Origin of the sequence: Providencia alcalifaciens (assembly GCF_020271745.1) — a bacterium.
Taxonomy (GTDB): Bacteria; Pseudomonadota; Gammaproteobacteria; order Enterobacterales; family Enterobacteriaceae; genus Providencia; species Providencia alcalifaciens_B.
Genome location: NZ_CP084296.1, coordinates 2,783,839 through 2,796,873 on the forward strand (window position 1 = coordinate 2,783,839; position 13,035 = coordinate 2,796,873).

General features: G+C 44.5%; 8 protein-coding genes. 2 read left to right on the forward strand and 6 right to left on the reverse strand.

Going from position 1 to position 13,035, the window contains the following annotated elements; translation table 11 throughout:
• Positions 1-51: 51 nt before the first annotated feature.
• The 6 genes from infA to trxB all read right to left on the reverse strand — a co-directional run bounded on the left by infA (position 52) and on the right by trxB (position 7,832).
• Positions 52-270, reverse strand: coding sequence for a translation initiation factor IF-1 (infA, locus tag LDO51_RS12800; RefSeq protein WP_004244560.1), 219 nt, complete (start codon positions 268-270; stop codon positions 52-54).
• A gap of 139 nt (positions 271-409) precedes the next feature.
• Positions 410-1,132, reverse strand: coding sequence for a leucyl/phenylalanyl-tRNA--protein transferase (aat, locus tag LDO51_RS12805; protein ID WP_225574862.1), 723 nt, complete (start codon positions 1,130-1,132; stop codon positions 410-412).
• An 8-nt stretch (positions 1,133-1,140) separates the two neighbouring features.
• A complete protein-coding gene (cydC, locus tag LDO51_RS12810; protein WP_225574863.1) occupies positions 1,141-2,883 on the reverse strand; it encodes a heme ABC transporter ATP-binding protein/permease CydC in 1,743 nt (580 codons plus the stop codon).
• Between the two features lie 2 nt (positions 2,884-2,885).
• The gene (cydD, locus tag LDO51_RS12815) at positions 2,886-4,652 is read right to left on the reverse strand and encodes a heme ABC transporter permease/ATP-binding protein CydD (protein ID WP_225574864.1); all 1,767 of its coding nucleotides are present in this window, start codon (positions 4,650-4,652) and stop codon (positions 2,886-2,888) included.
• Positions 4,653-4,973: 321 nt separating this feature from the next.
• Complete coding sequence (locus LDO51_RS12820) at positions 4,974-6,662, reverse strand: DUF7057 domain-containing protein (RefSeq protein ID WP_225574865.1); 1,689 nt, start codon at positions 6,660-6,662, stop codon at positions 4,974-4,976.
• 207 nt (positions 6,663-6,869) lie between these two features.
• A complete protein-coding gene (gene trxB, locus LDO51_RS12825; protein ID WP_225574866.1) occupies positions 6,870-7,832 on the reverse strand; it encodes a thioredoxin-disulfide reductase in 963 nt (320 codons plus the stop codon).
• A 552-nt stretch (positions 7,833-8,384) separates the two neighbouring features.
• On the opposite strand from trxB, the gene lrp reads away from it, so the two are divergent.
• Together lrp and LDO51_RS12835 are read left to right on the forward strand one after the other, a co-directional pair.
• Complete coding sequence (gene lrp / locus LDO51_RS12830; RefSeq protein ID WP_004918089.1) at positions 8,385-8,879, forward strand: leucine-responsive transcriptional regulator Lrp; 495 nt, start codon at positions 8,385-8,387, stop codon at positions 8,877-8,879.
• Between the two features lie 412 nt (positions 8,880-9,291).
• Positions 9,292-12,972, forward strand: a complete 3,681-nt coding sequence (locus tag LDO51_RS12835) for a DNA translocase FtsK 4TM domain-containing protein (RefSeq protein WP_225574867.1) — start codon at positions 9,292-9,294, stop codon at positions 12,970-12,972.
• Positions 12,973-13,035: the final 63 nt, after the last annotated feature.

Sequence of the window (13,035 nt, forward strand, 5' to 3'; positions counted from 1 at the left end):
AGGTGTCTTAGGCACCTGTGGACTTGTCAGGCCTTGCCTGAAAATCGAAAATCAGCGGCTACGGAAAATGATGCGGCCTTTGCTCAGGTCATAAGGAGTTAACTCTACAGTTACCTTGTCGCCTGTCAGAATGCGGATGTAGTTTTTACGCATTTTACCAGAGATGTGCGCAGTCACGACGTGACCGTTTTCCAGTTCAACGCGGAACATTGTATTTGGCAGGGTATCCAAAACCGTTCCCTGCATTTCAATATTATCTTCTTTGGCCATCTAATCCTCTAAGTCTAATAACCGTGATTTTTTACGGGCAAGATAATGCCCAAAAACCCACACTAAGTAAAGAAGTGTCGCATTTTAAAGCGATCTTTCTTTAAAATAGTTGGGGATAAAATTACTGTATTGCCACTTTCTATCGCTTAAAAAGTGGTGATTTTTCAAATGATTGAGGTAAATCAATTGACTGTGGTAACCAGCATGCTGGGTCAATCCGCAGGTCACGCCACCGATAAAGAATATGCAGAAAATCCCTGCGGGAGATCTCCGTCGCGCCAAGTGAAGCGGTGTGGTGGTTAAGTACCTGACAATCAAAAAGTTGCCCATTATAGCGCAAAAAATGAAAATAGAATGTAATAAAAGCACATTTGGACGCATCATTCATTTTACTGAACATCGACTCCCCACAAAATAGGTGTCCCATGTTCACGCCATACAAACCGCCTACCAGCTGATCACCATGCCACGCCTCAATAGAGTGGGCGAGTCCTTCTTGGTGTAAAGCAAGATAGCCAGCTTGTACGGAAGGTAGGATCCAAGTACCTTCCTTGCGAACCGCACAAGCCGCTATCACCGCTTTGAACGCATGATTTATGGTAATGCGGTAAGGGGATTTTTTTAACGTTTTGATCATGGAACGGCTGATATGCAGGTCGCCCACTCTCAAAACAGCTCGTGGATCAGGAGACCACCATAATGGGACTTCACCGGGGTTAAACCAAGGGAAAATGCCATCATAGTAAGCCGCTTGTAAGCGGCGAGATGATAAATCACCGCCGATCGCCAGTAACCCATTAGGTTCCCGCATCGCTTCAGACACGGGGGGAAACAGGTAAGAATCATCGTCTAATTGGTACATGGTGCACCTCAGCCAGTTTGCTGAACCAAATGACGTTGACGGAACTGATAATAACGACCTTGCTCAGCTAACAGTTGCGGGTGTGAGCCTTGCTCGATAATTTCGCCATTATCCATCACACAAATGGTGTCCATCTGTTCTAAACCTTGCATACGATGGGTGATCACCAGCAGTGTTTTGTCAGCACATTTTTGTTTGAGTAGGCTAAGAATTTGCTGCTCAGTATGGGCATCTAACCCTTCGGTTGGCTCATCCATTAAGACGAGTGGCGTATTGTGCAGAAGGGCACGAGCGATCCCTAAGCGTCGCTGCTCCCCTCCGGATAATTGACGACCGCCTTCACCCATCCATGCGTTTAATTTTAACTGATTATCTAACAAGTTATCTAAACCCACTTGGGTTAAAACATCACAAAGTTGTTCATCAGTGGCTTGTTCGTTGGCTAATAATAAGTTATTGCGCAGGGTATCACTGAAGACATGAACACGCTGTGGAACCACGGACATCACGCCACGTAGCGCTTCTTCGCTGTAAGTTTGAATTGGCTGGCCATTAATCGATATCACGCCACTGTCCACATCCCAAGCGCGGGTGAGCAGTTGAAGCAGCGTTGATTTACCGCAGCCTGTTTTGCCTAATAACGCAATGTGTTGGCCTTGTTTAACCGATAAGGAGACATTTTTCAATACGGCGAAAGGCTGTTCTGGATAAGTGAATGTGACGTTATCGATGGTCAGGTTTTCAAGTGAGTCGAGCGTATTGCCTTGGCTGACAAAGTTCACTTCCGGTTTTGCATGCATTAACTGAGAGACGCGGGTGGCTGATGCAATCACTTGCCCCATATGTTGGAATGCAACGGCAACAGGTCCTAAGGCTTCAAATGCGGCTAAGGCACAGAAAACAAATAAGGCAATCAGTGCGCCAGGTTGTGTGTTCCCGCCAACATGTTCAGCGGCCATCCATAAAAGTAAGGTTGCGGTAAGCCCTGATGCACACAGAATAATGGCTTGAGATAAACCTGTCAGTGCAGCTTGTTGCTGCTGGCGAGCTTGCCATGAATTTTCGATGCTTGATAAGTGTTGACGAAAACGCGCAGTCGCGCCAAACAAGGCTAATTCGGCTTGGCCTTGTAATGCGGAAGTTAATACGGTGCGGTAATTTCCACGTAACTCAGTAAGCTCATGTCCAATCGGTTTACCAGCACGATAAAATACAAATGGCATCGTAAACAGCAGGAACAGCATAATGCCGCCTAATGTCCAGGCTAGGCGAGGATCAAGGAAGCTTAAACCAATGATCAGGACAAACGTGACAAAGAAAGCACTGACAATTGGGGAGAGAACGCGCAAGTAAAGGTGGTCTAGGGTTTCGACATCCGCAACCAGTCGGTTTAATAAGTCCCCTTGACGGAAACGGCTGATCCCACCGGGAGAGAGCGGTAAAACCTTACTGAAGGCGAACACACGCAGGTGGGCTAAGACTTTAAACGTCGCATCGTGGCTAACTAAGCGCTCGGCGTAACGCCCTGCGGTACGGAAAATAGCCGCACCACGAACCCCAGCCGCAGGGAGCATATAATTAAAGAAAAAGATCCCCGGCGCACCGACGATAGCGGCTCCTGCCAAGAACCATCCTGATAACGTGAGCAGGCCAATACTGGAAAGCAGCGTGATAATCGCCAGAATAATCCCTAGGGAAATCAAAAACCAATGACGGCGATAGAGGGCTAAGAAGGGGAGTAACACTTTCATTTTCAAAGCTCCTCTTGGCGATGAGCGAGTAATTGGGCAAAAGCACCTTCAGACTGGCTCAGTTGTTGGTAGTCACCACGCTGGATAATTTTCCCGTTAGACATGACCCAAATTTGGTCATAACCCATGGTTTCTTCAAGTAAATGGGTCACTAATAACGTAGTTTGCTGCTCAGATAATTGATTCAATGTTTCCATCACGCGTTGTTCGCTGTGAGCATCTAAGCTGGCTGCAGGCTCATCTAATAGCAATAAGCGAGAGGGTTTTAAGAGCACACGAGCGACAGCGACACGCTGGGCTTGTCCAACAGAAAGGCGTGCGGCGAAATCACCTAAGCGAGTATTTAACCCATCCGGTAAGTTTGGCAAAAATTCCGCGACATAGGCTTTTTCGATCGCAGACTGAATTTCTGACTCAGTTGCATTGGGTTTCCCTAGGCAAATATTTTCCTGCAACGTTTGTTCAGGTAAATGCGGGTTTTGCCCAACCCAGCCGACCAAAGCACGCCATTGTTCAGGGCATAATTGATTGAGCTCATTGCCATTAATGGTGATGGAGCCACGGTAAGGCAGAAAGCCAAGTAATAAGTTTAATAGGGAGCTTTTACCTGCGCCACTTTGACCCACTAAGGCGATGCGTTGCTGTGGCTCAATGGTGAAATTGAGAGGACCCGCGAGGAGAGTGCCATCATGGGAGAGAATTTCCAGCTGTTTGGCTTCAATGCGAATAGGTTGTTCATCAATCACCTTGTCGCCTTGTGGTAATTGTTCGTCACCTTGGCTTTCGAGTAAGGTCACTAGCGATTCCGCGGCGCCCACAGCTTGGGCTTTTGCGTGATAGTAAGTACCTAGGTCGCGCAAAGGTTGGAAAAATTCAGGGGATAAAATCAGCGCAAGGAAACCTGCAAATAATGTAACAGGCAGGCCATAGCTACCGAAATTTAACTCTCCAAGATAAGAGAATCCGAAATAAACGGCGACCACCGCAATGGAGATCGACGCGAAAAATTCCAAGACCCCCGACGATAAAAATGCCATGCGCAGTACTTCCATGGTGCGGGAACGGAAGTCTTCGGTGGATTCACGAATTTGGGTGACTTCCGCTTTGCCACGGAAGAATAGGCGTAGGGTATCTAACCCACGTAAACGATCGAGGAAACTGCCACTCAAACGGCTTAAAGCAAGGAAGTTACGGCGGTTAGCATCGGCAGCTCCGAGCCCTACCAGCGCCATGAAAATCGGAATTAAAGGTGCAGTTGCAAATAAAATCAGCGCTGCCGCCCAGTTAAATGGGAAGATGGCAATCAAGATCATGATTGGGATTATGGTGGCTAAATACATCTGCGGAAGATAGCGCGAATAGTAATCCTGCATGTCTTCAATCTGCTCCAGAATAATCGTCGCCCAGCTTCCTGCGGGCTTACCTTTGACCCAGACAGGGCCTAACTCTTGCAGTTTATCTAACACCATGCCGCGGACTTGCTGCCTAACGACTTGTCCGCAGCGGTAGCCAGCGCGTTCACGAAGATAATGAACAACACCGCGTAAAATAAAGACACTAATTAATAACGCAAAGTCAGTGAGGAGTTGCTCTCGTGGAATATGGTCCATCATGAGCGCTTGTAGGATCACGGCGAGGAACCAAGCCTGTGCAATAATTAATAAACCGCTGACTATGCCTAATAGCATAGAAATTCGGAGCCAACGCTTAGCAGGAGCGCTGTGTTGCTTTAACCAACGCACCAATTCAGTCTGTCTTGATTTATCCATAATGATTTAGTTAGCAGGTGTAGTTTTCATGTTATTGAGTGCAGTTAAGATAGTTGACTTTGTCATCAAATCTAACCGAATTTTTGTCTATCATAGCAGCTTCCATTCGATATGTTACATAATAAAAGCCAGTTATTTAAATAGAACAATTTTTGTTATCAATATGTTTTGTAAAGGTAAATTATATTAAGCGCAATATAATTAAATTTGAGCGAGCAGAGGATGTTACCGTTATTACGAAGAAAAAATAAGGTGGCTTAATTTATAATTGTTAAGCCACCTGCATTTTAGGTTGAAATAGTTTCTGAGAAATTTTGTGCGCTATTCAGGAACAATTTGCAACCATGTTTTTGGTTTCAATATAAACTGGTTGTTGAGCAGCTTATCCCAAGCTGCTTTTTTGTACGCAATATCGTCGAATATCTCTCTTTGCGTATCGACTAATTTCCATGTGTTATCCACGAACTGCCAAATAGTACATTCATAATCAAGGGACTCGGGTATGGAGTAGCACATCACCACATCGTCGGTTCCATCGCTGTTTGCATCGGTCATAAATCCAAGGCATTCATAATTGCTGTAATAATTAGTGCAATTCCATGCGTCTCGGATCTCATCTTCTATATCAAACCAACTTTGTGGCAATGGTTGGCTGCCTTTGGCGATAATAAGAACGTCTTTAAGAGGTTTAGGGGCATCAGAGTAAGCGCCAACTTTGAGTTGTGCTTTTGTATCAGGATCTTGTTCCAGTTTCGTTAACGCCTCTTTTCCTCGTACTCCTAACTTCTCTAAGTCATAAGACAAATCGTAGTTAATTTTAATTTTGCCTTTCTCAACGGCAGCCATAATGCTGTTGACCGCGATGCGTTGGAAATCACCAATAGGGCTATTAATAACTAAGATAGTGGCGATTAAACCAAGAATAGCGACCTTATTTATCGCACCGAGGGAGAATGCCCAGCGGTGTCGTTTGACAATGATAGTGATGCTGTAAGCTAAAATAATTAGGGCTAAGAATAGCGCAATAGTAAATGCATATAGCCTACTCACGCTCCAGCTATATTGACTAACGCGAACGAAAATACCGTACAGAGAAAGTGCAGAAAATGCATTTAATAGAACGATGCTGATTAGCACAAAGCCATTGATAATAGATTTAAATTGGAATTGGGTTTTGCCATCGCCATAAAGGGCATTAATAAAAATAATATTTAAAATCACAAAACAGAGCATGGTACCAGAACCTAGCTCTGAAGCTGTGTAATGTACGCCAGTTAATATGGAAACAACCAAGCCGGCTAAGAAAATTACGGCGATTAAACTGAGTAAAGGGAGGAAAAATTGCGAAAAATATTTGGCAATGTTGTTTAGTTGCATCACTAATTTGGAACGCAAAAAGAGCAAGCTGGTATTAAAACCAACTAAAAATGCCACCCAAAGGACAATGTAGTGACCAAGAAATTGGCTGAGTGTTGACAGATTGACAATGCCGAATAAAAAGCTAGCTTGTTTGACGATCAGCGCTAATAAGCCCCCAATGGCACAGGCGAAGAGTCCGAATAAGGTGTTACGGAAATAGTGCCCAACTAAGCAGCTGTAATCAGCTTTCCAGGTTCCTGTAGCTTGGCGGTTTTGCATCCAAGGCAATATGAAAAAAATCAGGACAGTGAGTGTCGAAATAGAAAGGAATGCATCATTGTTGTCAGAAATACCAATATCAAGGCTTTGCCAAGTATTGATCCAAAAAACAAGCACAATCGTTAGGATAATATTGAGATAAAACACCGCTTGTTTGGCATTGGTAATAAGAAAACTGATAACCGAAGGAACAAAAATAGCCAACATCATGGGTAAATAAGCCCATGTAGGGCTTAATGGAATTTCGATGGAATAATCAAGCGTGGCGGTGATGACAATTCCTTGAATAACCGATAGCAAGATAACAATGAAATACGCCAGCTTATTAAGTGAACCCATAAAGTTGGGCTCTTTTTGCGATTGAGGCTCCATATCACTTCCTTATTTGAATGAAGAAGACAATAAAATGGAGTATAGGCATGGGGTAAAAAGAGGAAAATAAACTTGCTCCTAATTCAGGATGGAATAGAGCTTTATTTTTTGAGGCCAGAATAAATAAAAAGCCCCATTCTATTTCGCTGCGAACTTTAACGAATCACAGCGCAAAAATGGGGCTTCAAGGTATTTCAGATAAGGAAATTATTTTTTGTCTGCTAACCCATCTAGGTAACGTTCTGCATCTAATGCTGCCATACAGCCAGTACCTGCTGAAGTAATTGCTTGGCGGTAGATGTGATCCATGACATCGCCAGCAGCAAAAATCCCTTCAACGGATGTTTGAGTTGCGTTACCGTTGGTGCCGGATTGCACTTTGATATAGCCATTATTTAAGTCTAGCTGACCGTCAAAAATGGCGGTGTTAGGACTATGACCGATAGCGATAAAGGCGCCCATGACAGCAACATCTTGCGTTTGATCAGTTTTGGTGCAACGTAAACGAACGCCAGTAACGCCCATATCATCGCCCAGAACTTCGTCTAATGTGTTGTCGGTATGCAGAACGATATTCCCATTTTCAACTTTATCCATCAGGCGATTAACCAGAATTTTTTCTGCTCTAAAGCTATCGCGACGGTGAATCAAATGCACTTCAGACGCGATATTCGAAAGATACAGTGCTTCTTCAACGGCAGTATTACCACCACCGACGACTGCAACTTTTTGGTTACGATAGAAGAAACCGTCACACGTTGCACAAGCGGACACTCCTCGACCTTTAAATGCTTCTTCTGACGGTAGACCGATGTAACGAGCGGATGCGCCTGTCGCAATGATCAATGCGTCACACGTATATTCCGTATCATCACCAAACAGACGGAAAGGGCGCTGCTGAAAATCCACTTTTGTTATATGGTCGTTGATGATTTCAGTTTCGAATTTTTCTGCATGGGCATGCATGCGTTCCATGAGTCCCGGGCCTGTTAAGCCTTCAGCATCACCCGGCCAGTTTTCAACTTCCGTGGTTGTGGTTAATTGACCGCCTTTTTCCACCCCAGTAATCAGTGCAGGGTGTAAATTTGCGCGAGCTGCGTAAACGGCTGCGGTATAACCTGCAGGGCCTGAACCTAAAATGATTAACTTGCGATGTGTGGTTGTGCTCATGAATTCCTCTTTTTAGTCTCAAAAAAGCATAAGGACGATTGTAGGAGAAATAGGGGGGTAACAAAAGTGATTTAACCATTCATTGATGTGGAGGGGACAAATTTTTCTGATAGGCAATACCAATTAAGAGTTAAAAAATGAGAGGGAAAGTGCTTTAATCACGAAACGGTAATTTTAGGAATTATCTTGAATTGCGCCTGCGAAACGTTTTACTGAAAAAAAAACCGAAATCTTGTACTGATTTTTATTCATTTACTTTGACAATCGGCTGCGCATTTGCGAAAACATCTATCTAAGAGTTAATTATCTAGCAGGTCAATGGAAATGGCGCATTTTTGTTCTTACTGGAAAATTAACTTTACGTCACACATTCTGCAATGTCGCGACGATTATAAGCCGCTCTAAAGGTAAATATGTTTCGGTTTATGAGAACTTCAGTTATTACGAATAAAATAGGTTCCACGCCCGCTAGTCCGCTTAGGAAGACTGACGAATAGATGGTGCCGTTTTATAAGATGTGGAAAATAACAATTAAAGAAAGAGAGATAAGAGATGATTGACAATAAAAAGCGTCCTGGCAAAGACCTTGACCGTATTGACAGGAATATACTGAACGAATTACAAAAAGATGGGCGTATCTCTAACGTTGAGCTATCTAAGCGTGTTGGTTTATCTCCAACGCCATGTTTAGAGCGTGTTCGTCGTCTTGAAAGACAGGGTTTCATTTCTGGCTATACTGCACTGTTAAATCCACACTATTTAGATGCATCGCTGCTGGTTTTCGTTGAAATTACCTTAAACCGTGGCGCGCCAGATGTGTTCGAACAATTCAACACAGCAGTTCAAAAACTTGAAGAAATTCAAGAATGTCATCTCGTTTCCGGTGACTTTGACTATCTGTTGAAAACGCGTGTGCCAGATATGTCCGCATATCGTAAACTGCTAGGTGAAACTTTATTGCGCCTTCCGGGTGTAAACGATACTCGTACCTACGTAGTTATGGAAGAAGTGAAACAAAGCAACCGTTTAGTGATTAAAACTCGCTAATTGCACTTTGTGTTCATCATTCCTGCACAGCAATCTGCATTGTTGTCGCACTGCTGTTTCAACGCTGGGTTTACTCAGCGTTGTTCCGTTTTTAAGCGCTATAATCTTTCACTTCAATTATCCCAATGATTCTTTTTCGAATATTCTCTGGTCACTGTCCGAGATAGACTCAAAATTAGTCAGAAATTTTCATTTCAATGTATTGATTTTAAAACTATAAACAATTAAGAATTTTGACCCTAAATAGAGTTTGAAACCCTATTCGTAAGATGAAATACTGAGTCTTATGGTCTCTATGGTGTGATAATTTGTCTTAATCTCCTTAAAGCAGGCGCGTTTAGGGGATTAGTGTTAGAATAATCATAGGATAATCACGTATTAAGCAAGAACATCAGTCAGTAAAGAAACAATAATGAGCCAAGAATATACCGAAGATAAGTACATCAAATTTAAAAAACTCAGTAGCGGCAGACGGCTATTAGAGGTGATTTTGTTGGCAATCTGCCTCTGTGCGATTTTTCTTATGGTCGCGCTATGGAGTTTTAATCCTTCAGACCCGAGTTGGTCGCAAACTAACTGGGATGCCCCCGTCAAAAATTTAGGGGGAAGTATTGGCTCATGGAGTGCGGATATCCTGTTTTCTGCATTTGGTATTCTCGCGTTTGCGATCCCGCCATTATTGTTACTCGGGTGTTGGGCAATTTATCACTATGAAAGCCAGCGCCGCTATATTGACTTTTTCTCACTTTCTTTACGCCTTATTGGCGGGTTAGCGCTGATCCTTTCATCTTGTGGCTTAGCGGCGCTTAACTTTGATGATTTACCTAATTTCGCTTCTGGCGGGGTCATTGGTAGCGTATTCAGTAATGCAATTATGCCGTGGTTTAACTCATTGGGCGCTACCTTGGCGCTGTTATTCCTCTGGGCAATCAGTTTCACCCTATTCACGGGTTGGTCTTGGCTGACTATTGCAGAAAAAATTGGAGCAGGGATATTACTCCCTATCACATTGCTAACAAACCGTGCCCGTGGTGATGAACTTGATGACTACGATTATGATGTTGAAGAAACGGAAGAGGCGCTACAGCGTGCTCAAATCGCTGAACATCAAGCAAATGATGAAAACCACCAATTTGATGCGGATGATGTACTGTTTTCTGCGCCAACAGTCTCTGAGCTCGTTTCTGAGGATGTGCAGCCTGCGGCTGAGTCACAGGTTATGGTTGATCCTCTATTAACGGCTGCACCGCAATCCGTTATTGAGTCAGTCCAGCCAAGCGCTTCTTTGGCAGAGCAGCCTACTTTTACTGCTCAGCCAACAGAAAGTACAACCTTACCGACATTCTCGGCGACGGAAGAACCGCAAACTTACCATTTTGAAGTGCCTGATGACTATCCGCCTCAAGTGGCACCGACCCAGGCATTTTCTCCTGCGCCTGCTATGCCTCAAGAACCGACATTTACGCCTGAGCCCATTTTTGCGCCAGAACCTGTTTTTGAGCCTAAACCGGCAGCTCCAGTATTGACATCGCCACAGTTTGCACCAGTAGAGCCCACTATTGATATGGGAAGTCCTGACGTGAGTGAATCATCGGTAACTAACCGTGTTGCCGATCCTGCGGCGCTAGCCGCTGCGGGTATTTCGATTGCAGCGATGGAACGCCACGCACAAGTGAAAAAGAATCTGGAGCCAGAATTACCTCGCCCAAATCCGGTTCGCTTACCGACTCGCCGTGAGCTGTATGGTATTCGTATTCCATCTCAGCGTGATGCGGAGCTTCAGCGTCGTCAAGAAGAGGCATCTCAGCGTGAACAGGCTTATCAGCAATGGTCTGTTACTGAACAACCTGAAAATGAAGTAAAAACTGACGATGAGTTAGAGCAAGAAAGGTTACTGCGCGTTCAGTTCTTAGAGCAGCAACGTCAACGCTACGGTGAGCCAGAAACAAATGTGCAGAGTTTTGACGCTGCATTCCAGGTTAACCAGCCCGCAGCTGATTTTGTTCCAGATTCAGGTATGGCACCAGAGGCAGAAACTCATCAGAATGATATACCCGCGAGTACGTTTACTCAGCCAGAAATTGAACATCGTTGGGCGTCTGCCCCAGCATTTACGCCAGCTTTTGAGCCTACAGAACAAATAGCGCCAACAGAGCCAGCTTCACCTTCAGATATCCATCGTTTTACTGCCCATGCAGATGATGAGCATGAGCTTGATAATGATGTGGATGATTTTGAACCTAAGATTGATTTAAGTACGTCATTATCGGCATTTGAGCGTTTCTCGCCGGTGGATGATTTAGTGGATGATGAGCCAGCAGCGCCGCTATTTATGCCATCATTTACCGAACCGCCAGTGCAAGCTCGTTCGATAACACAAGAACAGCCGATAATACCTGTGCATAATGGAAATGAATTTGTTGCTCATCCTGCGGGGCAACCTCAAACTGCAGCACAGCAGCCACAGCAGCCACAGCAGCCACAGCAGCCACAGCAGCCACAGCAGCCACAGCAGCCACAGCAGCCACAGCAGCCACAGCAGCCACAGCAAGATAGCTTATTCCACCCATTCTTAGTGCGTAACGACCAGCCGTTACCGAAACCAACCACGCCGATGCCATCTCTTGACCTGCTAGCGAGTCCACCTGAGCAAGAAGAGCCAGTGGATATGTTCAAATTAGAGCAAACCGCAAGGTTAATTGAAGCACGTTTGAATGATTATCGGGTTAAAGCTGAAGTCGTTGGTTTCTCTCCAGGTCCGGTAATCACCCGTTTTGAGTTGGATCTTGCGCCGGGAGTGAAAGCGGCTCGAATTTCCACGTTATCCCGAGATCTTGCACGCTCATTGTCGACGACAGCGGTTCGTGTTGTTGAGGTGATCCCGGGTAAACCCTATGTTGGTCTAGAATTACCGAACGAAAAACGTCAAACCGTTTATTTGAGTGAAGTTTTAGATTGTGATGATTTTAGAAAAAATCCATCGCCACTGACGATTGTATTAGGGAAAGATATTGAAGGTGACCCAGTTGTTGCTGACTTGGCAAAAATGCCTCACTTATTAGTAGCTGGTACGACAGGTTCAGGTAAATCTGTTGGGGTCAACGCGATGATCCTCAGTATCTTATATAAAGCGAAGCCTGAAGATGTGCGCTTTATTATGATAGACCCGAAAATGCTGGAACTTTCTATCTATGAAGGGATCCCTCACCTGTTAACTGAAGTAGTCACTGACATGAAAGATGCGGCAAATGCGCTGCGTTGGTGTGTCAATGAAATGGAACGCCGTTATAAACTGATGTCAGCTTTAGGTGTACGTAATCTTGCAGGTTACAACGATAAGATTAAAGCGGCGGCGGAGATGAATCGCCCAATCCCTGACCCATTCTGGAAACCGGGCGACAGTATGGATATGGAGCATCCAATGCTGAAAAAAGAGCCTTATATCGTGGTGATGGTGGATGAATTTGCTGACTTAATGATGACCGCAGGGAAAAAAGTGGAAGAGCTGATTGCACGCTTGGCACAAAAAGCACGTGCAGCAGGTATCCACCTCGTTTTAGCTACCCAACGTCCATCGGTTGATATCATTACAGGGTTAATTAAAGCTAATATTCCAACGCGTATCGCCTTTACAGTATCGAGTAAAATTGACTCGCGCACTATTCTTGACCAAGGCGGCGCTGAATCACTATTGGGTATGGGAGATATGTTATATCTGCCACCAAACTCATCTATTCCAGTGCGTGTTCATGGGGCATTTGTCCGTGATCAAGAAGTTCACGCTGTCGTAAATGATTGGAAAGCGCGTGGAAAACCACAATATATTGATAGCATCATAACGTGTAGCGATGATAGTGAAGGTGGTGGCAGTTCAGATAATGGTGATGAAGATCTCGACCCATTATTTGACCAAGCTGTCGAATTTGTTGTTGAAAAACAAAGGGTATCTATCTCCGGTGTACAACGTCAATTCCGCATCGGTTACAACCGTGCAGCTCGGATTGTTGAGCAAATGGAAGACCAAGGGATTGTCAGTGAACCGGGGCATAATGGCAACCGAGAAGTATTAGCTCCGCCATCAATGGGATATTAATATTTCATGTGCTAATTGCTGGTTTAATTCAAGGGGTGTATAAAGACATACGCCCCTTGTGGT